Origin of the sequence: Nitrospira sp., assembly GCA_016873435.1 — a bacterium.
GTDB lineage: Bacteria > Nitrospirota > Nitrospiria > Nitrospirales > Nitrospiraceae > VGXF01.
On record VGXF01000006.1, the window covers coordinates 23,232 to 47,126 of the forward strand.

Below are 23,895 nucleotides of genomic sequence, written 5' to 3' on the forward strand. Positions count from 1 at the left end.
CTGAGACTGATGTCATTTCGCGCTAAAATTGCTTTCGGTATCATTGCCGCTTTTGTCCTCAGTGGCATTCTGACTGGAGTCTGGTTTGCCTACGTGTTTTTCCAGACCGGCTTCAGTGCCAGGGCCGAGCCGTCCGCGCTGGAAGTGGCCGTGGCCCGGCAGGCCCGCTATCTGGCAATTCCCTACGTGCAACGCAACAGGCCCAATCCGATCCCGCTGTCGCCGGAACTGCTTGTGGACGCCCGCCGGCACTTCGCCGACCACTGCGCCACCTGCCACGCCAACAACGGCAGCGGCAAAACCACGATCGGCGAGAACGTGTACCCCAAGGTACCGGATCTGAGGCTCGCTGACACACAATCCATGTCGGACGGCGAACTCTTTTTCGTCATTCACAACGGCATCCGCTTCAGCGCCATGCCAGCCTGGGGCAAGGGAAGTCCGGATGAAGACAAGGAAAGCTGGAAGCTCGTCCATTTCATCCGGCACCTCCCCCAAGTCACGCCGGAAGAACTGCGCGATATGGAACATTTTAATCCGAAGACCGCACACAGCGCGGAAAGCCACCGTCACTGAGTAATTTTAAATTTTTGATGGTGAATTATGAATGGCACTGGCTCGGCTCCGCAATTCACCGTTCATCGGTCATAATGCAACACGCTGGCTGCCCATGAAAGGTCTCTTCATCCGATTCTGCATCACCGGGGCGGCCGTTCTCGCAGCGGCCGAGATCGTTCCCGGCATCCACATCGACGGTGTGGCGGCCGGCGCGGCCACCGTCATCGTGCTGGCGCTCCTGAACGCAGTCATCCGGCCAATTCTCTATCTCTTTTCCTTTCCTCTCATCATGTTCTCTCTCGGCCTGTTCATGGTCATCATCAACGCGATTCTGCTGCACCTGACAGCCTGGCTGGTGACAGGTTTCACCTTGGCCGGGTTCTGGCCGTCGGTCTGGGGTGCGCTGCTGATCAGCGCGGTGAGCACCGTGCTAAATCTCATGATTTCTGAGGAAGGCAAGGTCGAGGTCCTCGTCCACAAACCCAGACTGCCGCGCGTCGTCAATTAAATTGAACATGATCGCTGCCATTGCTAGAATCCTGGCGTATTCGCTCAGCATCCGTCGGTCCTAGTTTATTATTGGAGACCCCATGGCCTACGCTGCGCACGCACAGAGTGACCGCTCCCCAAAGCAGGAGAAACAGACGACCCTCCAGCGCACGCTGACGACCGCGCTCAACGAACTGGGCACCGAAACGGCGTTGATTGGGCTGTTCGAGCTCGAAGGTGGGCCCCTGGCACTCCACGGCTGCCGCGGATTCTCTCCGCGCGAGGCGCAGGCCATACTCCGCACCCTCTCGGTCCAGGATGTTGACTTGCTGCGGAATGCCACTCTTGCCGATGAAGGTGAATCATTCCGTGCAACACGGCTGCGCATGATCACACCGGTTGCCAAGACGCTGCTGACCGTGCCGCTCCAGCACCTCCACCGGATCTACGGCGTACTCGTGATTGGCCGGAAGGAAAGCGCCCCCTTCACCAAAAAGGAAAAGGCAATTCTGGAAGGCGCGGGCGAGCAGATCACGTCGGCACTATCGCGGGCTGATCTGTTCGACGGTACGATCTTGCTGCGCCGCCCAACGGTCGGTTACGAGCCGGCCGCCGCCGCGTCCCGGCCGGCTGCAACCGCGCCGCTGGCTCCGCTGCTCTCCTATTCGACACCAGAGATGCAGGAACAGGTGACGGCCCTGCTCAACGAGACCGCCGCCACGCTGCCCTTCGACCGAGCATTCGTCACCGTCTACGATCCCGTGTCCAGCGTCATCGAAATCGTCGGCATGGCCGGCACACCGAATGCCGACCCCAAAAAGGATCTCAAGCCCGGGCAGCGCCTGGCGCTCGACGCCTCCGCCTCCGGGTGGGCCATCCGGCACCGCAAGACACGCGCGGACCAGGACCTGGCCTCCTCGCAGGGCCGCTTTCTCGATTACAAGCCGCTCTACAAGGACCACTACATCTGCGCGCTGGTCGTGCCATTTTTCGTTCGCGGCCAGGTGGGCGGCACCGTGGCCCTTGTGTCAAAAATTGCGGGGCAGTATTCGCTGGCCGACACCAAACAGCTCGAAGGCCTGATCAGCAAACTGGTGGAGCTGCTCCAGCAAACGCCTGTGCCGGCCTCGCCGGCTGGAACGGCCACCGACGAGGAGGGCGATGAGGGTACGCCTGCGCCGGGGGCCCCGATGCAGGCCGGCCCCTCCGAGCCGATGATCCGCAAACAGGAACGGCAGGCGGCGCTGGGCGAATTCAGCACCTTTCTTGCCACGGAAGTCCGCGAACCGATGGCCTCTGTCCGGGCGCAATTGGAAGATATCACCCGCGAGGGCATTCTCGACTTCGATCCCCAGACCCGGATCGAAAGTGCGATGCGCGACCTAATCCGCGTGGAAACTACGCTGAACGAAATCCTCGATTTCGCCAAACCGCTGGAGCTCAACCGCCGCGCATGCCGCATTTCCGAAGTCATCGAAGGCACGCTGAGCCTGGTGTCGAACGATATCGAAATGAACCGGATCACCGTCACCAAGGAATACGAGGGCCATCCGGTACCGGTCCGATGCGACGACGCCAAAATGCAGCAGGTGTTTCTCAGCATCGTCAAGAACGCGCTGGAGGCCATGACGCCGGGCGGCCAGCTGGGCATCAACGTCTCTGCCCAGAAGGGCGGGCGCATGGTGCAGATCGTTATCAGCAACAACGGCGCGCAGATCCCGGCCGAACACGTGGGAAAGCTGTTTGAGCCTTATTTCACGACCAAGCGGTCTGGCACAGGGCTGGGTCTGGCAACGGTCAAAAAGATCGTGGACGAACATCAGGGGGAGATTGCGATCGCCAGCGAGCCGGAGCGGACGGCCGTCACCATCCAGTTGCCCGCCGCCCCCGCCCGAGGGGGAGGGCGATTCCGGGGCCGCGGGCGGGGCCGCCGGCACCGGCGGTGACAATCAGGGAAAACCCCTCTGCCCTACCCCAGTTTCCCCTCTGCCTCTCGTCTTGACACGCTTCCCCGAGGTCGCTAAGATACGCCCGGTTTTACGCATTTATCAGTCCCGAACACGACATATTTTCCACCATTCTCAAAAGGAGTGCGTGACATGAAAACGTTGATCAGCACTGTTGTGGGCGTCGCAATCATCGGTGTAGCCACGTCGGTGGCCATGGCCAATCCCGCGAACCTTCCGAAGCACGAAGGCTATCCAGCGAAGGCGGCCACCAGCCCGGTGACCGGGCAGTCGCTAGCAAACGATCCCGGTCAGACCAACGCCGGTGGGGACAAAGCGATTGTAAAGTCCGTCGACCGCACGGACAACCACGTTGAGCAGAAGCTGGTGGACCCGAACAACGCTCGCGTCACCGACAAGTCGGCGGGCTCGGGCCGCGTGCCGAAGGTGCAGGGACCGCAGATTCAGATCAATCCTCCCGTGACCTCAGCGACCAAGGCGGACGCCAGCATCGGCGCGGCTAAGTAAGCTTTTTCGTGAGACATCAACTGGGGCCGCCGGGAAACCGGCGGCCCCATTTGATTTGTGCCGTGCCCTCCCGTTCTGACTTAGAAGGGCTTCCCGCAGAATGGTCAAACCGGTCACCCGGCGAGGCGGCAGCAAACGCCGGCCCGAGCGATACGTTTTCAGTGCGTTGCGGGTCTGCGTGAGGCGAGAACAACGCCAAAAGCCATTTTCACCCTTCTGCCAGTCGAAAGCGCCACGGTTTTTTTGCCCAGATTCCAGCATATTCAACTCCGATCCTTCGACCAGCCTCAATGCGCGAGTGGACAGTTCGTCTGCCCCGATCCTCAACCCACAACTGCGAGCCCGCCGTCAGATCTTTGCAATTTAACGTCCGATCGATCGCCAGAAACCGGCAGACACGACCGGGACCGTCGATCCGCACCTGCGCCGCCACATCTTCCACCGCCCGCACCAAGATGGCGGAGGGAAAGCCTTCCCGCTCCGTGACGATATTGAAGCAGTGGTGCATGCCGTAGATTAAATAGACATACGACACCCCGGCCGGGCCGAACATGACGTCCGTGCGGCCCGTGCGCCCCTTCGAGGCGTGGCAGGCGCGATCCTCCATGCCGATATAGGCTTCTACTTCCACGATCCGTCCAGTAATAGTCCTGCGGCCAAGTCTCCGGACAAGGTACTTGCCCAGCAACGACCGGGCCACCCGAAGCGTGGGTCTATTGTAATACCGGCGCTGCAAGACAACGGGGCGCATGGTAATTGTTAGTGATCACCGTTTACTGGCGCGAAGCCTTCCGGCAATGCATCATTCCACATAGCGCATTAAACATTCGCGCACATCGCGCGTCAAAAGTACCATGCCAAGCCGCCCATGAGCATGCGCGGGTTCCCTGGCACGAAGTGAATATCACTTGCTCCGGCTAACTCGTTTCTCAGGCGTGATTGAAATGCAAAGGTCGCCTGTTCCCATTTAGTGTCCAAGAGATTCTGCACGAAAAGAAAGGCCTCGAGCCGCCCACCCTCCAATTTGACCGGCACCTGATAGCGCGTCGCGAGGTCGAAGGTCAGCCACGACGGTGCATGGACGCTTTTGTTCTCCGCCAGTGGACGGACCCCCAGATAGGTCGCCTGCAATTGCGTCGTCACCCCCTGCGGCCATTTGACGATGGCTGCACCATAGGCCGTGAGTTCCGGTGCCAGCGGGATGGCACTGCCATTCGTGAATTCCGCTTTTGTCCACGTCACGCTGCCGTTGAAGGCCAGTGGGCCCCAGACTGGCCCGCGCGCGCCGGCTTCCAGACCGCGCCGCCGGCTGGCGCCACGAATCTGCGTCGTCCCCTGATCGCCAACGAACACCAATTCGGAATTTAAATCCACCGCCCAGAGGGTCCCGGTCAATTCCATGCCGCCCGGTCCCCACGGTTTTGAGCGGATGCCAACCTCGTAGGTGCGCGCGCGGGCCAGCGGCGCGGAGCCGCTCGTAATGGATGCTCGTGCGTCGTTGCTGTGAAAGCCCTCGCCATAATTGGCAAACAATTCCGTCGCGCCCCAGGGCCCGAGGATCAGATTTGCCTTGGGCAGCAGAATGGATGACATCGCCCGTCCGCCCGATTGCGTCGCGCACGCCGCACAGCGATTGCGGACATCGAACGTGAAGGTCTCGCTGCGCATACCGCCGGCCACTCGCAGCCAGCGGGCCAGTTGTAACTCCCCCGTCACATAGGGTGAATAGGATGCCTCCAGCACCTCGCTGTCCGTTGTCACGCCGGTCGGATCGCGTTTCACTTGGGGAGCCAGCCGGGCATGAATAGCATCCCCCCGGCTTTGCACCCCGACTGTCGCAGACGCATCCATCTCCAGCAGCTTCCCGACTTGACGGTAACCAAGATCGCCACCGTACATCACACGGCGGTCGGCTTGCAGAAACCCGTCGCCCTCCGTTTGATTATTCAGAAAGAAAGTGAAATTCGAGAAGAGATCGAGCCGGTAATACTGCGCATAGCCATTGGCGAAGAAACTCCCACCTGTCGTCGTATCATAGTGAAGGTTGAGCCGGCCGGTGACGCGGGTCGTCCGGCCGCCCTCGGTCGGATCGACCGAACCGAAGCGGTCCAACGTCCCGCCTGTGACGGCCCGCAGCGGAATTTGTCCCGACCCGTTCCACTGGGCCTTGTGAAAGGTCCCGGTCAGGCTGAGCTCCGATCGCGCATTCGGATGCATCGTCATTTTGCCCATCAGATTACTTCGAAAATAGCGGTTGTCGTTCTGAACGGGCCCGTTCGTATAGTAGCCTTCGGCGGCAACCAGCGTGCGGACCTCCCCGGTGGTCGGCGAGAACATGAGCAGATGCCGTTGCGTATCGAATTGTCCACCGGACAATTGCACCACGCCTTCCTTGACCACCTCGCGGGTTTTGAAGTCGACGGCGCCCGCGGTAGCGAAGTCTCCAAACCGGGCATCGTAGGACCCCTTGTGGACGTCCAGCCCCTCGATCGTCTCCGGAATGATGAAGTTCAGATCCGCATAGCCCTGCCCATGCGCGTGGGAGCGGAGATTGACCGGCATGCCGTCGGCGAAAAATGCGACGTCCGTGCCGTGGTCCGCATCAAATCCGCGCAGGAAATACTGGTCGGCCTTGCCCGCTCCCCCGGAATGCTCCACGGCGATGAAGCCGGGAATCAGGCGCAGCACCTGGGCCGGACGGCCCTGCGGCTGCAACACGTATTCATTGTCGGGAATAAACTGTTGCGAGGAAGCCGCGATGGGCTGGTCGGTCATCACCCCGACTTCCGGCACGGCAATCTCCGGCAGGCCCGGATCGTGCGCGAATAGCGGCGGCACACCAAAAAAAGCCCATAGATACCAGATTGTCAGGACGAATCCGCGCGGGCGCATGACGAATCAGTGGAAGCCCTTTGCTGTGGTCGTCATCGCCAACTTGCCGTGCTTGACGCCCTTGGTCCCGATCAGGATATCGGCCACTTTGCGAACCTCCGAGCCGCGGCCCCGTACGACCAGCACCTCCAGACAATGGTCATGGTCCAGATGCACGTGCATGCCGGAAACGATCAGACGCTGATAGTCGTGCTGGATGCTGGTGAGCTTGTCGGTCAGGGCGCGGACGTGATGGTCATAGACGATCGTAACCGTCCCGACCGTATCTTGGTCCGCGCCCCACTCCTGCTCGACCAGATTGCCCCTGATCAGGTCGCGGAGGGCCTCCGACCGGTTGAGGTACCCCTTGCGGGCGATCAGCTTGTCGAAGTCGTCGAGCAGATGGTGGTCGAGGGAGACGCCGAACCGGACAAGTTTTTTCATGCCACCCTCGTGCTACGAATTGTGAAAACGTAGCACGACAATAGCACCGCGGCCCCCCGAACTCAATGACTATTCCCAGCGAGCCCGCGCCGGGGAGGTCGGTTTCAGCGGCTGTTAGCCGCCTTCGATGGGCACGTAAAGAATCGTCCCCTGGCGGTTGATGAGTAGGAGGGTCAGATCCTTGGGTTTGATCGGTTCCACCAGGCGCTGGTAGGCCTGTAGGTCGGCGACCGGTTTGCGGTTCACTTCCAGGATTTGATCGCCCATCGAAATGCCGGCCGATTCGACCAGGCTCCCTTCCTCGACTGCTGTGACGACCACGCCGCTCGTGGACGTCAGGCCCAGTTGCCGAGCCACCTGCGGAGTCACTTCCTCGACCAGCAGCCCGCCCAGCGGATGGCTCAGCGAAACGCCGTGCGCTGATGCGGCCGCCCGCTTTGTGCGCTCGCGGGGCGCTTCCTGGATCAGCAATTCGGCCTGCCCCGGCTTGTTGTCACGAATGAACTCGAGTCGGTGCTTGCTGCCGATCGGTGCCAGTGCGATGACGTTGCGTAGATGGCCCGAGTCCACGACGTCCCTGCCGTCGAACCGCACCAGCACGTCGCCACGCTTGAGCCCGGCTTTGTCGGCCGCCCCCTTCGCGAACACGTCCGTAACGATGACCCCCTTCACTTCCGGCAGCCGGAACATCTTGGTCAACAGCGGCGTCACATCCTGCGTGCCGGCGCCGAGAAAGCCGCGCACCACGCGGCCCGTTTTAAGCAGGCTCTGCATGGCCGCCCGCGCCATATTGCTAGGAATGGCAAACCCCACGCCGACGCTGCCGCCGGTCGTGCTGGCGATGGCCGTGTTGATGCCCACCAGCTCGCCCTTCACGTTCACCAGCGCGCCCCCCGAATTACCTGGATTGATCGGCGCGTCGGTCTGGATGAAATCCTCGTAGTCGGCTACGCCGACGTCCGCCCGCCCGACCGCGCTGACGATACCGAACGTGACCGTCTGGTTGAGCCCCAGCGGATTGCCGATGGCTAGGACAAAATCGCCTGCCGTCAGCTGGCTGGAATCGCCCCAGGCCACGGTCGGCAGGCCACCGGCCTCGATCTTCACGACCGCCATATCCGTCTTGGGATCGGTAGCCACGACGCGGCCCTTGAATTGCCGCCGGTCCGCCAGCAACACCTCCACGTTCACCGCCTCCGCCACGACGTGATTGTTCGTGACGATGTAGCCGTCTGAGGACACGATGACGCCGGAGCCCTGCCCGTACTGGCGGCGCGGGGTGGGCTGCGAGAAAAGGCCGAACGGAAGCCCCTCGTCACTGAACGCCTGCTCGCGCACGATGACCGTGGACGCGATGTTGACGACCGCGGGCGTGACCTTCGCCGCCGTGCCCTTGATCTGGCTCTGCAGATCCGACAAGTTGGCGGCGGCCGGCGCCGTCGGACCGCACCAGACAAACACGCACAGCAGTCCGATCAACCCCTGCCGGGCTGGATTGCTCTGCCCGTTATTTCTTCTCACTCTTCCTGCTCTTGCCGTCCAGGGCCAGGATGCTGGCAATCACCGTCTTGAGATTGTCGGGTTGCAGGTTTTCGCCTTCGACCTTAATGTTGCCATCGAGCACCACTGTCGGCGTGTACTGGATCTTCACCCGCTCCCCCCACTTGCGGCCGGCCTCGAAGGCGGCCGCGGGCTTGCCGCCGTCCAGCCCGGCCTCGAACGTAGCCGGGTCGAGCCCGACTTCTTTAATCAGGGTCTCGCGGATCGTCTTGTCGAGCACGTGCAGCTTGTCCTTGTGGATCGTGCGGAAGAGGACCTTCTTCATTGCCGTCCCCCGCCCCATGATCTTGGCCTGCTCGTACATTTCGAAGGCCGTCGGCAGCTTGCTGTTGATGACGGGAAACCCGACCATCGTGATCTCCACCTTACCACCAAATTCCTTCTCCATCATGATGGCGACGGTCTGCTCAAACATGTGGCAGTGGGGGCAGTAAAAGTCGGCGAACGTGGTCATCTTTACCCGGCCCGGCTCGTGCGTGTTTTTTTCGTTTGCGAGAATTTCGTATTTGCCCTCGTATTTCGACGTCACGCCTCCGTCGACGCCTCGCGGCGCGGCCGGGCTGGCCCAGACCGGTCCGCCGACCATGACCGTCAGCATGATCGCCGCCATCACCATTCGGTGCATACGTTTCTTCCTTTCTTGACAACGGAAAACGGGGCTCATTATAGCCAATCTGCTGTTATAATGAATCATGATTCCTCGCGTGCACAGCCTGATCTTCGCACTGGCCGCACTGCTGGCCGGTTGCGCCGGCAATCCAGTCGTGCCCGCCGCCCTTGCCGCCCAGCTCGACAAGACCCTGACCTTCACGCTACTCCGCCAGTCTGCCGATTCCTACCGCGGCCATCTGATCGTCTTAGGCGGCGAAGTGCTGTCGGCGAAACGGCTCAAGGACGGCACGCGGATCGAGGTCCTGGAGATTCCACTGGAAGGATCCCTGGAACCGGGACCGGACCGCACGATGTCGGAAGGCCGGTTTGTCGCCATCCAGACGGAATTTCTCGACCCTGCGACTCTCCCCCCCGGCACGCGGCTCACCGTCGTCGGCGAGGTGACCGGCTCCGCGGTCGATAAACTCGACGAAACGGACTACACCTTCCCGGTGCTGGAGATCAAAGCCTTGAGGGTCTGGCCGAGGAGAGAAGAATCCTACGCCCGCACGCCCTATTACTACTACCCGCCCTCATACTACTGGCGGCCGTACTACCACACGTTCGGACGAATCAGGCGGTAGCGCGAGAACGCGAGCGGGACTTGCGAGAAAGGCGCGCCTCGCCGGAGGCTCCCCCGGCCACACGCGCGGCTCTCGCAGGTGCGATCAGCGCCTATCGTGCCGCTTGGCCCACGATGCGCTCGATGCGCTCGTCGCGCCCGCCCAGTTCGATGTATTTGCGGTAGGACGCCAGCGCACGCCCCACATCCTTCCGGTGGGATTCGTAGAACAACCCGAGGCTATAATGGGCCTCGGCGAGGTTGGGCTTGAGCTGCACTGCCGTTTCGTATTCGTCCTCCGCCAGGTCGAGCTTGCCCATGTTGGCGTAGAGCCCGCCCAGATTCAGGTGCGCCTCGGCATATTCCGGCCGCAGTCTGATCACCTCTTCGAAGCGGTGGACCGCCTCCTGCATCTTGCCCTCACTGCGGTAGAGAAACGCCAGATTGAAATGGGCGTCCACCAGATCCGGCTTGGCGGCCACGGCCATCCGGTAGGCGTCGATCGCCTGCGGCACGCGGCCCCCCTTTTCCTCAAGCCGGCCCAGCAGGTACCAGCCGTCCGGATGCGAGGGATCCACCTTGGTCAAACGCTCCAGCGATTCGCGCTCCTGCTTGCCCTCTCCCTGCGCATCGTGAACCATCGCCAGGCTGAAGAGCGCACCCGTGTGGTTAGGATTGACGGCCAGCAGCTCGGTCAGGAGGCCGATGGCCTGCTCGTACCGGCGGTTGCGCTGGAATTGTCGGCCCAGCGCCCAGTAGGCTTCTTCGTACTTGGGATTGAGCCTGATGGCCTTCCGCAGTAAATCCTCAGAATCGCGGAACTTGCCCTGCACCTGATAGACCAGCCCGAGATAGTAATACGCCTCCGGGAAGTCCGGCTTGATCTCGATGGCCTGCTTCATTGCCGAAGTGGCATCCCCTACGCGCCGCTTCCCCTCGAATTGGATGCGTCCGAGCAGCAGATGGGCGTCGGCTAATTTGGGCTGCAACTGGATGGCTTTCTTGGCGGATGCGATCGCCTCGTCGTATCTGTCCTGCTCGAAAAGCTTGGCGGCCTGGAGATACTGCTCCTGCGCCTTGCTGTCGGCGGCCACGGCCGGACCGGGGAGGCTGAGCGTCAGCGCAAGAGTCACCGGCAGGAATCGTGTCGCAAAAGAATTCGGCATCGCGCGCCCTCCGGAATGTGCGGCGACTATACCCGGCAGAAGAAGCGAAATCAACGTGCGAAAGGACAAAAAAGCCGCCTCCCGTCCGATGTTCAGGACGGAAGGCGGCAAAACGCAGTCGCGGCTCGGCTACTTGAGCATCACCAGCCGCCCGCCGACCACCTCCGGATGCAGGTGGTCGCTGTAGTACAGCACGTTGCCCTGCGTGGCGTAGAAGAGGTCGCTGGTCGGAATGCCGATGTACTTGGACTCGCCCGGCTTCAGCGTAATTTTCGCCTTCATCACGGTCGGCGCGGCCTGGTTTTGCTCCGCCGAGAAGAAAAACCCGCGCTCGCCCGAAGAACTGTTGGTGACTTTGATCATGAACGGACGCCCGGGACGGACCTTGAAGTCCACCACCGTCGTCGGAGGATACCAGACCTTCTTGCCCTGCGCCCCGCCCAGATCGAGCGCGAACAATTCCGCATCCACCTCCAGCGACTTGAACGGCAGCCCGACGACCGAACCCGTCTCCAGATCGCCGATTTCCACACCGCCGGCCTGGAGCGCCCATCCTGACGATGCTAAGGTTAGCACAACTATCAAGAGACAGAATCCCGAGATCCACAGTTTCATAACAATGACCTCCTCGTGAATATTAGGACGATGATGGCTGCGCTGAGTCCGACGACCCGCACGGCGGTAGATCCTTGCCTTCCAGCACATTCCCGCCGATCACCTGCTCGCCGGCGATGAGAAACAGGATTTTAATACGCTTCGTGTTCTCCAAAAACCTGCCGCTGGCCACAGCCACCACCTCGCGCGATCCGTCGCCCTGCGGCTCGTCGGACTCGATCGTGACGTGATAAGACGAGAACCCCTCGAACATTTTGTTGAACACCTGCGCCCGCAGGAGCCGCTCCAGTGAGGACTCATCCGCGAAGACTGACGCCGTGCCCGCCCAACACAGCACCAGCAGCACTATTCCCGCGATGGACATTCCCCGTATCATAACGGGTCGGTTATACGGGCTTGGCAACGACCTGTCTACCGATGAAAACAGACGTCTGCTACAGGATGCTACACATTTTCATCGATCGAATTTCGGCCGACGGCTGGGCAGCACCGAACGTTGCTCCGCACAGAGACGCTTACTTGCCCTTCGCTTTTTTCTTCTCAGCCGCCTGCTCCGCATGCGCGAGGGATTCTTCGGCATGCTTGACCGCTTCCTTGGCATGCTCCAGGGCTTCCTTTGCATGCGCGTCGGAAGCTCCTTTCACGGCCTCTTCCAGATGCTTGATGGCTTCCTTTTCGTGCTGAATGCCTTCCTTCGCATGTTTGATGGTTTCCCGCACGTGTCCGTCGCCGCCGGCCAGCGCGACGCCCCCGGACATCGCAAGGGACAGTCCGTACACGGCCAGCACCAGCAACCCGAATCCTGAACGTTTCATGACATTCCTCCTTGTGAATGAATTACAAGGCTTCCTTCACGCTCCGGCGAGTATACTCCACGCGCCCCACCCCCTCTGCAACCGATGCAGACCGATGCAACAGTTTCTCCACATTTCGCCCATGCCGGAGGGCCGGGACCGATGCACCGCAACCGCGCGCTCGACGCGCGTGAAGGAGCGTCTGTGCGGTCGGATGGAGGGAGAACAACTCCCGCGAGGATCTAGGCGAGTCCGAGCCAGTTGCGCGCGGCGGGGATGCGGCGCAACATGAAGTGTTCCGTCAGGAGCACGACGATCAACGAGGCGGCGAACAGCGGCAGATAGAGGCTGAAGAGCAGCACCAGCGCCGGCAGACCTTTCGAAAATCGCGGCGGTTGGAGCGCCTCGGGCGCGCCCAGCACGCCGGGGGCGCGCCGGCGCCACCACATGGTCACGCTGCTGGCCGCCAACGTCAACAGACCGAGGGCGGTCAGCGCGCCCACAACCTGATTGGGCCAGCCGAAGAGCTGGCCCTCGTGGGCGGCCACCCCAATGCCCACCATGCGATCCAGCACGTGACGATCCTTGAAGTCTTCGCGTTTGAGAATGGCGCCCGTTGCCCCGTCGAGCGTCAGATTCACACGCAACGGACGGTTCTGCGTGTCTGATTTGGCCGTCCATGGGGCCCCGGCCTTCGCCGGAGGAGAGAGCAATACGGGCGGAGGCAGATCGAGAGGACGCACCGTCTCGATCAATCGGTCAAGCGCGGAATAGTCCGGCGCCGTTTTGATCGAACCGGATTTCCCCATGGGCGCCCCCGGATGGTCTCCGTGCCCGCCCGAAGCGGTTCCACTCCGTTCGGCGCCAACCGTCCAATCCTGCCGCGCCACGGCCGTTCCGGTCAGCCTCCGGACGCTCTTGAAATACTCGCCCCAGACCTTGGCCCATGGCAGCCCGGTCAGCAGCAGGAACAACACGAAAAATGAAATCCAGAAGCCGGTGACGGCATGCAGGTCATGCCAGAACGCCCGTCCACCGCGCCCGAGGCGCGGATACAGTACGCCGCCCAAGCCCCGTTCCGAACGCGGCCACCAGAACGACAGTCCCGTGGCGATCATGACGATCGTCCAGGATGACGCCGTTTCGACAATGGCCGATCCGATATTCCCGGCAAGCAGTTCGCCATGCAGTCTGAAGATGACGCGCATCAGCCGATCTTCCTCCCCAACGACCTTGAGCACCGCCAGGGTTTCAGGGTGGAGGTAGACCCGCAGACGCTCGTCGCCGCGCTTGACGATCACGCGCACAGCTGTATCCGGCGCCGTCGGCAATTCGTAGGCGAACAGTGTCGAGCCGGGAACGGCGGCGAGCGCCGCCTGAGCCTGCGCCGCCGCGCCGGCCGGCTGGCCGGTGACCGCGAGATGGTCGTATGGCCGGTCCAGCCAGGCCTCGATTTGCGGCGTGAACAAATAGATGGTGCCGCTGATCGCCAGGACGACGACGAACGGGAAGCAGAACAGGCCCGCGTAGAAATGCCAGCGCCAGACGGCCCGGTAGTCGGGCCAGGGGCTGGACGGCCGTGTTCCGTCTAGCAGCATCGTCTCTTGCACATCACGACGGCTGCTTGATGCATTCGATTTCCAGCCTGATCTCGACCTCGTCCCCCACGGCGAGCCCGCCGTTGTCCAGCGCCTTGTTCCACACCATGCCGAAATCCTTCCGGTTGATCTTCCCCTGCGCCGAAAACCCCGCGCTCGCGAGCCCGCGGGGATCCCTGGGCAGCACGCCGTTGAAGGTGCCGGTGAGCACGATCTCCTTCGTGACGCCCAACAGCATCAGGTTACCTTTGGCAATATAGTGGTCCCCTTCCTTGGCATAGGAGGTCATGCGGTAGACCATGGTCGGAAACTTGTCCGCACTGAAAAAATCAGGGCTTTTGAGATGCGCGTCCCGCTTGTCGTGGTTGGTGTTGACCGACGTTTCGCTGCGTCTTGTACAGCACCAGCAATTCAGCCACGCGCCGGCGCAGCGCATTGTTCAGCACCACGCAGGGAATCGCCACCAGCAGACCCACGGCCGTGGCCTTGAGCGCCAGGCTCAGCCCGACCATGATGGCGCTCACGGACATCGCGCCGGAAGTGCCCATCGCATGGAACGTGAGCATGATGCCGAGCACGGTGCCCAACAGACCGATGTAGGGCGCGTTGGCGGCGACGGTGCCGATGACGACCAATCGCCGCGTCAGGGCGATTTCGAATTCCTCGACGGTCCGGAAGGCGGACATGTCCGCGCGCTGGTAAAAACGCGCCCGCTCGGCCGCCACCACGGCCGCCACCACGCTGAGCGCCAGCAGCAACCCAATGACGCCATAGTCCACGGCGTGCTTCAGCCAATCCATCGTCTAGGACACGGCGCTGAAGACGGCGGCCCCTGTCCGAGGCGTCTGTCCTTCGGCAAGCTGCCCCAAGGGGCAGCACTGTCGCACTGCCGAAGCCAGCAGCCCTCCGTCAGCGGCATAGGTGGCATGGGCCCACAATTGGCGGTTCTGCCCAGCCGATCCGGGAACGCTCACGTCCGCGTATTTCTCCATGACGAAGACGGTGTCCGGCGCCGCATCCGGCGATTTCGGTCGCGCGGAACGCCTGTCCCCATCCGGAGCGACCCGATAGGTTTCCATGATAAAGCGCGTTCCGGTCTGGAACTCCTCGTGCGGAAGCGCGCTGAATCCCTTGGGGCAGATGTAACATGCGAACGTCGTCGTGCGCGGGACGCCCTCGGCCGTCGTCCGTATGCACGGCCAGTTCCGATAGGCCGCCGGGAGCGCGATGGCATTCGAGATGACGCGCCGGGTCGGTCGTCGGCTCAGTTCAATCGCAATCGCCAAGAGTCGGACCGTTACCACGGCCAGCGGCGACGGCTCCGCAGCCTTGCGGCGAGCCGTGCGTACCGTTCCCAGCCCGGCGATCTTAGGCAGTTTCACCAGTCGGCTTGTCTCCAGCGCACGCTTGTTCATAGGACCCCCTTTACGTCCGGCGTGAGCAGAATCGCGACATCCCGAACATCGGACGACAACTCCAGCCAATACAGCCGACCGCCCTTTAGCGGAAACACGACGACCTTGAACAGGGCCGGACACTCGGTCTGCATTTCGAAGGCGGCGGCTTCCATCGGCACGTTCTCCTCAACAATCTCGATTCGAACCGGTTGTCCACTGCTGATGCGGTATCGCCCTCCCTCCGGAACGCTGAATGCCACCATGCCCGCGTAGGCCGCAGCCCGTTTCGGCGGAACAGTCAGGGCCACATGATCCCGCGGCAGCAGCCTAATCTCGACCGGCCGCATCGGCATAAGCATCGCCGGCTGCTCGCCACGGCCCGGCCACGCGATTCTCGCCTCATGTGCCCCCGCCATGGTCCGCAGTTCGGTCCTCACGTCCATGTCGAACGACGCGCACCCGCCGTGCATTTCGTTCAGTGGACGGTGTTGCGGCTCCCCGAACACAGACCCGGCCATGGTCCAAAGACAGACAACGACGAGCAACACGACACGCGCGCACGACGTCACGTTCGACCCGATCACCAACAGACCCCTGCCCGCCCCTGTCTGAAATGGGCCGGGGTGAAGGCCACAGGAGGCCCCGCCTTCACCCCGGGAACCGGTCCGGACCGGGAGGCCGCCCTGCCCGGACCAGGTTTGCCATCATGTTCTCCGCGCACAGGCCGTCGTCACCGACGTTTTGCCGGCCTAGCCACACCCGGCGCACGCACGGACTTGAGCCGGGGGACGGACTCGAGCGCGTCCGTCCGTCCTCGCTCGATCAACGACGCGATGGAGTGGCGGAAGATGCGCAGGCTGCTCTTGCCGATCCGCGCCGCCTCCAGCCGGCCCTCCTCCACCCACCGATAAATGGTCCAGCGGCTGACGTTCAACGCCTGCGCCGCCTCGCCGACCCGCAACAACTGCCGGTCCATTCCGTGCTCCCCTTCACCCGGTAGCGGGGAGCGGCCTTGCGACCGCCCCCCCACAGGAACCCGCGCAAGGAGGTTGGCCAAACACGGGTTCCGCCACGGCGTCGTGGGCAAGACGACGCCAGTCCGGGTCAATGACCGTGGTGCTGCTGCTCGAAATACTCGTCGTACCGATGCACGAAATCCTTCTGCGCCAGGGGCGCGTGGCAGGCCCGGCACTTGGTGAAATCCTCGGCCAGCGCCTTGCCGTCCGGCCCGTAGGCGGCGAACACCCAGCTGCCGTTCTTAAGATTGTCCGGCACGTCCCCACCCCATCCCCTGTCCTTCCCCATCACGAACACCTTGGCCAGGTCACCCTTGACCAGTTTGCCGTCGGCGCCGGTCACCAATTTATCACCGTCGGCTTTCGCCTTGTACAGCTCCATCACGAACTGAGTACCGTCCGGAAACGGCTGGCCATGAGCAGCTTTCACGCCGGTGAGATTGATGAAAATCTCCCGCACCTGCTTCGCATCCGGACGCTGAACCTCGGACAAAAACTTCGGCCAGACCACGTAGTTGCCAGGCAATGCCAGTTCTCCGTCTTTCGGCCCGCCTGCCACAGCCACGTTCACCGCCGCCACCAGCGCGAGCACACCAAGACCGACACGCACACTGCTGCGTTCTGCGATTCTCAACATGACCAGCCTCCCTGTTGATGAAGTGACTCCTGCGCGGCCCATTGCCTATTGCGCCTTCGCCTTGCACCCCCAACCCATCGCCAGTTCCCGCTCGACCTCATCCGCAAACTGCTCCGGTGTCGCGCCGCCGGGCCAGTACGTGATCAGCACCGTGCCGTGATCGTTCAGAAATTTCACGTTCGCGACCACCTGGAAGCGCCGCAACGCGTGCTCCACATTCCTGGGGTAGTACTCGCACCGATTGCCGAAAATCTGCACGATTGCTTCCCGTGTCTCATCGGTCACCGGCGCCGTCGTTGTCCCGCGTTCTTCAGCGCAGACATTGGCGGCAATGCCGGCGCCGATCCACAGTCCCACGATGAACATCATCGTCCTTCTCGACATCATTCGTCCTCCCGTCATTCTGAAAACGTCCCCGCTTTCGAGAAAAATGGGCCGGGATGGGGTGAAGAAGGGTTCAAGCCCCACCCCGGTCCGGTCCGAGCCAAGGAGGCCGTCCCCACTCGGACCATGCACATTCGCGTACAGGCGGATTCTGAGTGCCTGCACCCATTGAAAGACCGGCCTGGGTCTGCCGATGGCGGCAGCGTGTCCAGGACCTTTGGCCTAGGTCGGCCTGTCGATGGATGCGGATAGAAGAAAGACTTAGCGGGGAGGCGCCCGGGACCGGATGAGGTTGGGAGAGAACGACGACCACTGCGCGATGACCGCGACAACGCTTGCGAACAGCACCGGGGACACCGCGGGCACGGGAGCGCCGACGGAGAGACAGTCGGACGATCCGGCCTGACAGGCCCAAGCGCAGAGCAGGGAATGCACGGGCTGGCTGCCGTGATCGTGCGCACCGGCATCGTGCCCGGCATGCGTCGTCATGCATACCGTGGCCAGCAGCGCTAGGCACAGATACACGACGGCCATGACGCCGGCGGCCGGCGCCAACACGCCTGTCCATCGCCTGATCACACCATTCGTCACGACACCATAACCCTCAATTCGACTCATGCCATCCACCCATCTGCATTGCACCCTAACCCGGCATGCCCCGTCTGCCTACAGACTCCTGCTCACTCCTGCTACACGGCGCCCGGTTTCTCGGACCGGCTCGTCCAGCAGCGGCGTGCGATGGCTTTGTACCAGCGCGTCCACCGATGCCCGAAAAATTCGGAGGCTCCCCCGGTTGAGCTTCGTGCCCTCCAGCCGGCCCTCCTCCAGCCAGCGATAGATCGTCCACCGGCTCACGCTCAGCAATCTGGCCACTTCATCGACCCGCAAAAGTGGTTGCTCCATGGCATCACCTCAATGATCGTTGTCTATTTCCCCGACCCCCGTATGGAGATCGTGGCGTCACGGCCCCCTGATCCCTGCCGGGCGGTCACGCCCGGCAGGGATTCCAGGGATTCCCGCATGGTGCGGGTCGGCTGTTCCATGAGTTCGCTACGCGGCGCCACCGATCGCGTCACACCCTCAGGCTGACGCTCCAACTGCCGCAGTTCCGAACGGATTCGAGCGGCCTCCGCCGTCAACTTCCGAATCCGCTCGGCCCGCTCCTTTCCCGTCCGGTCTGCCGCCGGCGGTTCAGCCCACGCGGCGCAAGTGCCCAGCAGGGCCAGCAACAGGGCAACGATGAGCAGTCCCGCCGGTAACAGACGGTGATCGGACAACGCCTGGTCCATCACAGTGCCTCCCTCTTCAGAATCCCAGCGTCACGCCGCCGTAGAGCGCGCGCCCGTAGCCGGCGAAGAAGAGCGTCTTGGACGCGTCGGCCGTGGAATCGGCGATGATGTTGCCGGATGCGGCGTACTTTGTGTCCGCCACGTTGTCGAGCTGGAGGTAGAACTTCGCCGAACGGATGTACGACGAACTGGCAAACTCCATGTTCTTGTGCAGATTCAAATTGAGTAGCCAATATTCCGGCATCCGCACGGTGTTGTTGTTGTTGAGAAAGTAACTGCCGTGATAGCTGGTCTCGAACCATCCGCCCCAGCCAGACGGATGATCGTATTCCTCCTTGAAATTGATCACGTCGCGCGCCACGTTTGGCACCTCCTTACCGTCCCGTACGGCCGTTGTGACCGCGCCGGTCGAGCCGTACTTGTCTGTGAAATTGATGTACTTGGCGTCCACATGCGTGTAGGCGCCGGAGAACCGCCAGCCGGCCGCCGGCCGCCAGTTGTACGCCAATTCCACGCCGCGATACTGGGACGAGTCGGCATTGACGGAGAAGGAGCCGCCGGACGACGAGTTCACCTGACTGATGATCTCGTTCTTGAAGAACACATAATAGCCGGTCGCGGAGAGGGTCAGGGTCTTGTGGACCTGGGACTCCGTGCCGATCTCGACGTTGAGGTTGCGCTGCGGCTTGAGCGCAAAGTTTGTGCCGGCCAGACCGTCCAGCCCGGTGGTCAGATTGCTTAATTGCGGGATCCCGTAGCCCGTGGACCCGCGAATCCAGTGCCGGTAGCCCTCGGCAGGCTTCCAGGACAGCGACAGTTCCGGCGCCCAATTGGAGAAGGTCCGATCGGCCGAGGCCCGCGTGCTGACAGCTCCGGCGGACGAATAGTCGATCGCTTGGATGCTCAGCTGGGATTGCTCGAAGCCCAGCCCGCCGGCCAGCGTCCATTTCGGTACAAATTCCAATTCCTCGCGGACCCGTCCGCCGACGTTGCGGATCGTCCCGCGGGTCCTTTGCCGCAACACGCCGCGCGTGCCCTGGTAATCCCCCCCATTAGCGAAGCTCTGCCCTTCCTGTTCCATGTTGTTCACAAAGAACCCGACGTAGCTTTTCAGTGGCATGTCACCCAAGCGGCCGTTGTGCCGCAGGTCGGTGTAGTGTTTGTAGTTCGGATTGATGTTGTCGGTGATCTGCGTGAAGGTTTGGTTGATGTCCTTCAGGTCGTAATCGGCCTCGATTGTGAGCGTGGTGTTGGCGTCCAGCTCACGTTCGTAGAGTCCGCCGATGATCGTGCGCCGGTCGAGCCGCCGCTGGGCGAGCCGCTTCGCATCGTTGGAGGTACTGGTGCCGCCGGCATAGCGGGGATCGTCGCGGAACTGCGAGAGGGTCAGCCGCGTCGGCACATTGGTATCTAGCCAGTTGTTAATCGCCTTGAAATAGAAGTTCTGCTTGTCGTCGATTTTGAACCGGAAGTTAAAATTGATCGTCTGGGTATCGTAGTCGCTGTGGCGGATGTACCCTTGCTCCGCCACGTTGCTGACGAACAGCGAAACGTCGAGATTCTGATACTGCTTGCCGACTGCAACAGCCTGCTTCTGGTATCCAAACGATCCGCCGCTCAGGAAGGTTTCCACGCCGTTGATGTCGCTGCCCCGGCGCGTCTTGAAGTGGATCATGCCGCCGAGCGCGTAGTTGTCGTAGAGCGATGAGGAGGCGCCCTTGGTCACTTCCACGCTGCGCATGAACCAGGGATCGTGGATGTCGAGACGCGAGAGGCCGTCCGACTGCGTCTGGATGAACCCGTCCTCGTACATCTTGAGTTCTCGGACTGCGAAGGTGGTCTTCACGCCGGAGCCGCGGATCGAAATGCTGAAGTCCCGCGGTCCGTTGGCCTGGCGGATGATCACACCGGGCAGCGATTCCAGTGACTCCCGCATGTGCCGGGTCGGCTGTGACTGATACTCGGTCGGCTCGGTAGCCGAAATGGACACGCCTGCCGGACGCATCTGCACCCGCTGGCTGACGATGCTCATATCTTGCAGCGAAACTTCCGGCGTTCCTCCCTCAAGTTCGCTCATCTGGCGTACCGGCGCCGCAGCGGACGGCTGCTCCGGCGGCGCGCCGCCGGAGGCGGGCGCGCCCGGCTGTTTGAGCTGATCCAGCTCGTCTAGAATCCGTTTGAGATCCTGGCGCAACTGTTTCTCGCGCGGCGACGGTACATCCGCCTCCTGCGCCCAGACATGCAGCGACACACCCCAGAATGAGAGCCCTGCGGTGACGATGATGACCCCCGTGAGAACCGACAGACGTTGACATACCATGGCGATGGATCTCCTTGATGACGATGACGGACAGGCCCCGGCTCCATGCCGGGACGCTTCGATGCTGTTCTGATTTCTACGACGAAGACGGACTAGCGGGGCGGCGCGCGCGCGGGGACGAATCGAATGACTTGGACGTACCCAGTGGTGAAATCGGACAAACTTGAGCCGGCTACGATGAGCACGAACCCGGCCGCCAGCACCGCAGCAACCGGTCCGGGCTGCAGATTGGCCTGGCAGGCCCAGATGCAAAGGGAGGAATGCAGCGCATGACCGGGCGCCTTGCCATGCTGATGCGCGTGCGCCGTGACGGACGGCTCGGCAGGGCAGACGGCCATCAGCACGCCCAGCACAAGATAGACCGCCGCCAGTGCCAGAATGCCGGCGCGGCGCAAGGACGGCTCTAGGGTGCTGTGCGTCACATTAATCATTGAGTTTGTAATTGACCGGCACTAGCACCGCCACCTGTTGGCGTCCCAGTTCGTGCTTCATGTGCAATGGGCACACGCGCCGGATCAGCTCTAGCGCCTCCTCGTCCAACACGCGATGGCCGGAGGTTTCGTGCACGGCGAGGGCCTCCAGATGGCCGTCGTGTCGGATGACCGCGCGCACCACCACCCGCCCCTCCAAATGGTTCAGCCGAGCCTGGAAGGGATACCGCTGGATTTCCGACGCGCGACGCCAGATGGAATCCGCCAGCCAGCCGTAATCCGCCCGCCCCCCGCCCCCCGCGCCGCGTGAAATCGATGCCGCCACGGCCGGAGCGGGTGCCACCGGTTCGGACGATGCGGCTGCGCTCGCTGGAGCGCCGGGCGGTTCCACGATCGCCGGCATGGGAGCCGTGGCCACGACCGTGGCTGTTGCCGGCTCCGCCGGTTCCGACGGCGCGTGCACGGCGGCCACCATCGGCGCAAGCTCCTGGATGACGGTTTGGATTGTTTCCGGTGTCGGTGTCGGCTCGACTTTCGGTTGCTCCGGTGGTGGCGGCGCAATCGGCTGCGCGGCAGCCGTGGATTGCGGGGCCGCCTTAGGCGCGGCTGGTGCGGGGCGTTCCGGCTCACGGACCGCCGGGGCTTCCGCCATGGTTAATTCCAGCCGGAAGGATTCCGGCATCGGTACGAGCGTCAGGCTCGACGTCAGATGCACGGCGACGCCGACCATACCGATATGGGCAAGCGCGGATGCCAGCCATCCGGCCAGCTCCGGCGTGACGATGCTGGACGCCCCTCCGGCACGTAGGTTCACCGCGTTCCCTCCAAACTCTTCACGAAGGCCACGGCGTCAGCGCTGTCCCAGTCCCGCGGCCCCACCGCGCGGCCGGCCAGGCGGCCGTCCGCTCCAATGAACACCGTGGTCGGCAGGCCACGCACCAAAAACGCCGCCGACACAGATCGATCCTCGTCAAGCCAGATCGGAAAATTCAATCCCAGTTGTTTCACGAAAGCGCGGATGCCGTCCCGCTGCATGTCGGTCGTCACGGCGGCCAGCACCACCTTGTCACCGTCCACCTGGCGGCGCAGACGCTCCAGCGCCGGCATCTCCTCTTTGCATGGCCCGCACCACGTGGCCCAGAAATTCAGCACGACTACCTTGCCCTTGAGCTCCGCGGAATCGATCTCTCGGCCGTCGAGCGCGCGCATTTGGAATACCGGTGTCTCGTCCACGCCCATGACCGAGCCGATCTTCAGCATCGCGGCCGGGTCGGACGCGCTGCCGGCCGGCAACACGCCGGCCAGCATCAGCATCGCGATCATGAAACCGATCGTCCGCATGCGACTCACCGCTCCACCGCCGCTGCCACCGCCGGCAACTGCGCCGTCTGCACGACGAGCTTGTGGCTCGTCATGGCATGCTCCTTCCAGGCCAGCGCCAGCAGACCTGTGCTGTTCACCGACACCGCAGGGCTGTGACTTTTCTTCTCGTTTAATTTGTAGGGGCGGCTAAAGGTCTGGCCACGATCCAGCGAGACGCTCACGACGACTTCCTGGCGGGCCGGCGACTGTTCCTCCCAGATCGCCACCACGTGGCCAGCGGAATCCACCGCCAACTGCGGGTGATCGGGAAATGTGCCCTTCGATCCATTGAGCATCCGCTTGGGTACGAAGGTTTTTCCGCGATCGTCCGAATAGGCCAGATACACGGCCGGCGTCTCGTCGGCGCCCTCAGAATACCAGATCACGTAGAGCCGCCCGCCACGGTCCACGCCGAGCGCGGCCGGCCGGTGCGGGCAGCCGGCATAGACCCAGCGGTCATGGCCCACAATGACGGGTTCGGAGAAGGTCTTGCCGCCGTCCTCCGACCGCGCCACGACCGTCTCACGGATATTACCCTCGAAAATTTTTCGCCACGCCACGTAGATGGTCCCGTCCGGGGCCGTCGCCAGCGCGGTCCGGCAGCAGACGCAGGTGTTCTCGTCAATCTTGCGGTTTTTCTCGACGCTCTGACCGTGGTCCACCGACCGCGCGATGTAGGTGCCAGGATCCTTCTTGCCGTCGCGGGGATCGATCCAGGAAATATGGATCGTGCCGTCGGGGGCAATGTGGAGCGCGTCGAATGTGTGGTTGGCGACCGTGTCGTCGTCGTTCACAACCACTGAGGGCAGGAACGAGCGCCCAAAGTCGGTGGAGCGGCTCAACCGCAGCTCGGTGCTGAACGGCTTATCGGGCGTGGACTTCGGATGCGTCAGCGCCCAGGTGATATAGACATCGTGGCCAGACACGGCGAGCGTTGGAGCTTCCTGCCGCCAGTAAGGCGCCTCCGTTGTGCGGTTCACCCGCGTCGGGGCACCGACCGTGCCCGCCGCGTCCGCGCTGCGGGCATATTGCACGGTCCGGACTTCCTGCTTGTCCTCCTCCATCCAGACCAGATGCACGAGACCCTGCTCGTCCACCTGCACCGAGGGCCCGACGACCGACCGGGCCTTCAGTTCGATAACTTGCTTCGCCGCCAGTGTCAGCGGTGGCGCCGCGGCGGGCTCAGCTTGTACGCCGGCAGACACAGCCGCACTCACCACCGCAATGGACATTGCTGCAATCAACCGCTGGATGAACATCTACCTTGGGCTCCGCAT

General features: G+C 62.7%; 30 protein-coding genes. 5 read left to right on the top strand and 25 right to left on the bottom strand.

Going from position 1 to position 23,895, the window contains the following annotated elements; all coding sequences use genetic code 11:
• Positions 1-9 precede the first annotated feature (9 nt).
• The 4 genes from FJ248_05145 (at position 10) to FJ248_05160 (ending at position 3,521) form a co-directional block, all read left to right on the top strand.
• Complete coding sequence (locus FJ248_05145; GenBank protein ID MBM4120270.1) at positions 10-576, top strand: cytochrome c; 567 nt, start codon at positions 10-12, stop codon at positions 574-576.
• A 31-nt stretch (positions 577-607) separates the two neighbouring features.
• A complete protein-coding gene (locus FJ248_05150) occupies positions 608-1,066 on the top strand; it encodes a phage holin family protein (protein MBM4120271.1) in 459 nt (152 codons plus the stop codon).
• 82 nt (positions 1,067-1,148) lie between these two features.
• Positions 1,149-2,993: a GAF domain-containing protein gene (locus FJ248_05155; protein MBM4120272.1), complete on the top strand. Its 1,845-nt coding sequence runs from the start codon at positions 1,149-1,151 to the stop codon at positions 2,991-2,993.
• A gap of 153 nt (positions 2,994-3,146) precedes the next feature.
• Complete coding sequence (locus FJ248_05160) at positions 3,147-3,521, top strand: hypothetical protein (GenBank protein MBM4120273.1); 375 nt, start codon at positions 3,147-3,149, stop codon at positions 3,519-3,521.
• Between the two features lie 208 nt (positions 3,522-3,729).
• On the opposite strand, the gene FJ248_05165 is transcribed toward FJ248_05160, so the two are convergent.
• From FJ248_05165 to FJ248_05185, 5 genes are all read right to left on the bottom strand, one after another.
• On the bottom strand, positions 3,730-4,272 hold the full coding sequence (locus FJ248_05165) for a DNA-3-methyladenine glycosylase (GenBank protein MBM4120274.1): 543 nt from the start codon (positions 4,270-4,272) through the stop codon (positions 3,730-3,732).
• A gap of 92 nt (positions 4,273-4,364) precedes the next feature.
• A complete protein-coding gene (locus FJ248_05170) occupies positions 4,365-6,413 on the bottom strand; it encodes a TonB-dependent receptor (protein MBM4120275.1) in 2,049 nt (682 codons plus the stop codon).
• 6 nt (positions 6,414-6,419) lie between these two features.
• Positions 6,420-6,836 (bottom strand): nickel-responsive transcriptional regulator NikR, encoded by a 417-nt coding sequence (gene nikR / locus FJ248_05175; GenBank protein ID MBM4120276.1) that lies wholly within the window; start codon positions 6,834-6,836, stop codon positions 6,420-6,422.
• Positions 6,837-6,950: 114 nt separating this feature from the next.
• Positions 6,951-8,396 carry a Do family serine endopeptidase gene (locus tag FJ248_05180; protein ID MBM4120277.1) on the bottom strand — a complete coding sequence of 482 codons (1,446 nt, stop codon included), beginning with the start codon at positions 8,394-8,396 and terminating at the stop codon, positions 6,951-6,953.
• Positions 8,344-9,012, bottom strand: coding sequence for a disulfide bond formation protein DsbA (locus tag FJ248_05185; GenBank protein ID MBM4120278.1), 669 nt, complete (start codon positions 9,010-9,012; stop codon positions 8,344-8,346). Before FJ248_05185 ends, FJ248_05180 begins: the two co-directional genes overlap by 53 nt.
• A 76-nt stretch (positions 9,013-9,088) precedes the next feature.
• Here FJ248_05185 and FJ248_05190 point away from each other — a divergent pair, with 76 nt between their 5' ends.
• Positions 9,089-9,631: a hypothetical protein gene (locus tag FJ248_05190; protein MBM4120279.1), complete on the top strand. Its 543-nt coding sequence runs from the start codon at positions 9,089-9,091 to the stop codon at positions 9,629-9,631.
• A gap of 91 nt (positions 9,632-9,722) precedes the next feature.
• On the opposite strand, the gene FJ248_05195 is transcribed toward FJ248_05190, so the two are convergent.
• The 20 genes from FJ248_05195 to FJ248_05290 form a co-directional block, all read right to left on the bottom strand.
• On the bottom strand, positions 9,723-10,775 hold the full coding sequence (locus FJ248_05195; protein ID MBM4120280.1) for a tetratricopeptide repeat protein: 1,053 nt from the start codon (positions 10,773-10,775) through the stop codon (positions 9,723-9,725).
• Between the two features lie 129 nt (positions 10,776-10,904).
• Positions 10,905-11,390: a hypothetical protein gene (locus tag FJ248_05200; protein ID MBM4120281.1), complete on the bottom strand. Its 486-nt coding sequence runs from the start codon at positions 11,388-11,390 to the stop codon at positions 10,905-10,907.
• A 22-nt stretch (positions 11,391-11,412) separates the two neighbouring features.
• Positions 11,413-11,754: a PepSY domain-containing protein gene (locus tag FJ248_05205; GenBank protein MBM4120282.1), complete on the bottom strand. Its 342-nt coding sequence runs from the start codon at positions 11,752-11,754 to the stop codon at positions 11,413-11,415.
• A 151-nt stretch (positions 11,755-11,905) separates the two neighbouring features.
• Positions 11,906-12,205, bottom strand: coding sequence for a hypothetical protein (locus FJ248_05210; protein MBM4120283.1), 300 nt, complete (start codon positions 12,203-12,205; stop codon positions 11,906-11,908).
• A gap of 221 nt (positions 12,206-12,426) precedes the next feature.
• On the bottom strand, positions 12,427-13,782 hold the full coding sequence (locus tag FJ248_05215; GenBank protein ID MBM4120284.1) for a PepSY domain-containing protein: 1,356 nt from the start codon (positions 13,780-13,782) through the stop codon (positions 12,427-12,429).
• 13 nt (positions 13,783-13,795) lie between these two features.
• The gene (locus FJ248_05220) at positions 13,796-14,218 is read right to left on the bottom strand and encodes a YceI family protein (protein ID MBM4120285.1); all 423 of its coding nucleotides are present in this window, start codon (positions 14,216-14,218) and stop codon (positions 13,796-13,798) included.
• Positions 14,112-14,582, bottom strand: a complete 471-nt coding sequence (exbB, locus tag FJ248_05225) for a TonB-system energizer ExbB (protein MBM4120286.1) — start codon at positions 14,580-14,582, stop codon at positions 14,112-14,114. The genes FJ248_05220 and exbB overlap by 107 nt, the downstream gene beginning before the upstream one ends.
• Before the next feature lie 3 nt (positions 14,583-14,585).
• A complete protein-coding gene (locus tag FJ248_05230) occupies positions 14,586-15,197 on the bottom strand; it encodes a hypothetical protein (protein MBM4120287.1) in 612 nt (203 codons plus the stop codon).
• Complete coding sequence (locus FJ248_05235; GenBank protein MBM4120288.1) at positions 15,194-15,763, bottom strand: hypothetical protein; 570 nt, start codon at positions 15,761-15,763, stop codon at positions 15,194-15,196. The genes FJ248_05230 and FJ248_05235 overlap by 4 nt, the downstream gene beginning before the upstream one ends.
• 146 nt (positions 15,764-15,909) lie before the next feature.
• A complete protein-coding gene (locus FJ248_05240) occupies positions 15,910-16,155 on the bottom strand; it encodes a helix-turn-helix domain-containing protein (protein ID MBM4120289.1) in 246 nt (81 codons plus the stop codon).
• Between the two features lie 128 nt (positions 16,156-16,283).
• On the bottom strand, positions 16,284-16,832 hold the full coding sequence (locus FJ248_05245) for a hypothetical protein (protein ID MBM4120290.1): 549 nt from the start codon (positions 16,830-16,832) through the stop codon (positions 16,284-16,286).
• Between the two features lie 45 nt (positions 16,833-16,877).
• Complete coding sequence (locus FJ248_05250) at positions 16,878-17,219, bottom strand: hypothetical protein (protein MBM4120291.1); 342 nt, start codon at positions 17,217-17,219, stop codon at positions 16,878-16,880.
• Positions 17,220-17,477: 258 nt separating this feature from the next.
• Positions 17,478-17,834: a hypothetical protein gene (locus FJ248_05255; GenBank protein ID MBM4120292.1), complete on the bottom strand. Its 357-nt coding sequence runs from the start codon at positions 17,832-17,834 to the stop codon at positions 17,478-17,480.
• Between the two features lie 48 nt (positions 17,835-17,882).
• Positions 17,883-18,119: a helix-turn-helix domain-containing protein gene (locus FJ248_05260; protein MBM4120293.1), complete on the bottom strand. Its 237-nt coding sequence runs from the start codon at positions 18,117-18,119 to the stop codon at positions 17,883-17,885.
• A 23-nt stretch (positions 18,120-18,142) separates the two neighbouring features.
• A complete protein-coding gene (locus FJ248_05265) occupies positions 18,143-18,505 on the bottom strand; it encodes a Plug domain-containing protein (protein ID MBM4120294.1) in 363 nt (120 codons plus the stop codon).
• Between the two features lie 16 nt (positions 18,506-18,521).
• A complete protein-coding gene (locus FJ248_05270; GenBank protein MBM4120295.1) occupies positions 18,522-20,825 on the bottom strand; it encodes a TonB-dependent receptor in 2,304 nt (767 codons plus the stop codon).
• 92 nt (positions 20,826-20,917) lie between these two features.
• Entirely contained in the window at positions 20,918-21,247 is a 330-nt protein-coding gene (locus FJ248_05275) for a hypothetical protein (GenBank protein MBM4120296.1), read from the bottom strand.
• Between the two features lies 1 nt (position 21,248).
• Positions 21,249-22,070, bottom strand: coding sequence for an energy transducer TonB (locus tag FJ248_05280; protein MBM4120297.1), 822 nt, complete (start codon positions 22,068-22,070; stop codon positions 21,249-21,251).
• Entirely contained in the window at positions 22,067-22,597 is a 531-nt protein-coding gene (locus tag FJ248_05285; protein ID MBM4120298.1) for a TlpA family protein disulfide reductase, read from the bottom strand. Before FJ248_05285 ends, FJ248_05280 begins: the two co-directional genes overlap by 4 nt.
• A 5-nt stretch (positions 22,598-22,602) precedes the next feature.
• Complete coding sequence (locus FJ248_05290) at positions 22,603-23,877, bottom strand: exo-alpha-sialidase (GenBank protein ID MBM4120299.1); 1,275 nt, start codon at positions 23,875-23,877, stop codon at positions 22,603-22,605.
• Between the last annotated feature and the right edge of the window lie 18 nt (positions 23,878-23,895).

What these genes read in the sequence shown, in the direction of transcription:
- FJ248_05145 (MBM4120270.1), top strand. Translation starts at nt 10, where the DNA reads ATGTCATTTCGCGCTAAAATTGCTTTCGGTATCATTGCCGCTTTTGTC.
- FJ248_05150 (MBM4120271.1), top strand. Translation starts at nt 608, where the DNA reads ATGGCACTGGCTCGGCTCCGCAATTCACCGTTCATCGGTCATAATGCA.
- FJ248_05155 (MBM4120272.1), top strand. Translation starts at nt 1,149, where the DNA reads ATGGCCTACGCTGCGCACGCACAGAGTGACCGCTCCCCAAAGCAGGAG.
- FJ248_05160 (MBM4120273.1), top strand. Translation starts at nt 3,147, where the DNA reads ATGAAAACGTTGATCAGCACTGTTGTGGGCGTCGCAATCATCGGTGTA.
- FJ248_05165 (MBM4120274.1), bottom strand. Translation starts at nt 4,272, where the DNA reads ATGCGCCCCGTTGTCTTGCAGCGCCGGTATTACAATAGACCCACGCTT.
- FJ248_05170 (MBM4120275.1), bottom strand. Translation starts at nt 6,413, where the DNA reads ATGCGCCCGCGCGGATTCGTCCTGACAATCTGGTATCTATGGGCTTTT.
- nikR (MBM4120276.1), bottom strand. Translation starts at nt 6,836, where the DNA reads ATGAAAAAACTTGTCCGGTTCGGCGTCTCCCTCGACCACCATCTGCTC.
- FJ248_05185 (MBM4120278.1), bottom strand. Translation starts at nt 9,012, where the DNA reads ATGGTGATGGCGGCGATCATGCTGACGGTCATGGTCGGCGGACCGGTC.
- FJ248_05190 (MBM4120279.1), top strand. Translation starts at nt 9,089, where the DNA reads ATGATTCCTCGCGTGCACAGCCTGATCTTCGCACTGGCCGCACTGCTG.
- FJ248_05195 (MBM4120280.1), bottom strand. Translation starts at nt 10,775, where the DNA reads ATGCCGAATTCTTTTGCGACACGATTCCTGCCGGTGACTCTTGCGCTG.
- FJ248_05200 (MBM4120281.1), bottom strand. Translation starts at nt 11,390, where the DNA reads ATGAAACTGTGGATCTCGGGATTCTGTCTCTTGATAGTTGTGCTAACC.
- FJ248_05205 (MBM4120282.1), bottom strand. Translation starts at nt 11,754, where the DNA reads ATGTCCATCGCGGGAATAGTGCTGCTGGTGCTGTGTTGGGCGGGCACG.
- FJ248_05210 (MBM4120283.1), bottom strand. Translation starts at nt 12,205, where the DNA reads ATGAAACGTTCAGGATTCGGGTTGCTGGTGCTGGCCGTGTACGGACTG.
- FJ248_05215 (MBM4120284.1), bottom strand. Translation starts at nt 13,782, where the DNA reads ATGCTGCTAGACGGAACACGGCCGTCCAGCCCCTGGCCCGACTACCGG.
- FJ248_05220 (MBM4120285.1), bottom strand. Translation starts at nt 14,218, where the DNA reads ATGCGCTGCGCCGGCGCGTGGCTGAATTGCTGGTGCTGTACAAGACGC.
- exbB (MBM4120286.1), bottom strand. Translation starts at nt 14,582, where the DNA reads ATGGATTGGCTGAAGCACGCCGTGGACTATGGCGTCATTGGGTTGCTG.
- FJ248_05230 (MBM4120287.1), bottom strand. Translation starts at nt 15,197, where the DNA reads ATGAACAAGCGTGCGCTGGAGACAAGCCGACTGGTGAAACTGCCTAAG.
- FJ248_05240 (MBM4120289.1), bottom strand. Translation starts at nt 16,155, where the DNA reads ATGGACCGGCAGTTGTTGCGGGTCGGCGAGGCGGCGCAGGCGTTGAAC.
- FJ248_05245 (MBM4120290.1), bottom strand. Translation starts at nt 16,832, where the DNA reads ATGTTGAGAATCGCAGAACGCAGCAGTGTGCGTGTCGGTCTTGGTGTG.
- FJ248_05250 (MBM4120291.1), bottom strand. Translation starts at nt 17,219, where the DNA reads ATGATGTCGAGAAGGACGATGATGTTCATCGTGGGACTGTGGATCGGC.
- FJ248_05255 (MBM4120292.1), bottom strand. Translation starts at nt 17,834, where the DNA reads ATGAGTCGAATTGAGGGTTATGGTGTCGTGACGAATGGTGTGATCAGG.
- FJ248_05260 (MBM4120293.1), bottom strand. Translation starts at nt 18,119, where the DNA reads ATGGAGCAACCACTTTTGCGGGTCGATGAAGTGGCCAGATTGCTGAGC.
- FJ248_05265 (MBM4120294.1), bottom strand. Translation starts at nt 18,505, where the DNA reads ATGGACCAGGCGTTGTCCGATCACCGTCTGTTACCGGCGGGACTGCTC.
- FJ248_05270 (MBM4120295.1), bottom strand. Translation starts at nt 20,825, where the DNA reads ATGGTATGTCAACGTCTGTCGGTTCTCACGGGGGTCATCATCGTCACC.
- FJ248_05285 (MBM4120298.1), bottom strand. Translation starts at nt 22,597, where the DNA reads ATGCGGACGATCGGTTTCATGATCGCGATGCTGATGCTGGCCGGCGTG.
- FJ248_05290 (MBM4120299.1), bottom strand. Translation starts at nt 23,877, where the DNA reads ATGTTCATCCAGCGGTTGATTGCAGCAATGTCCATTGCGGTGGTGAGT.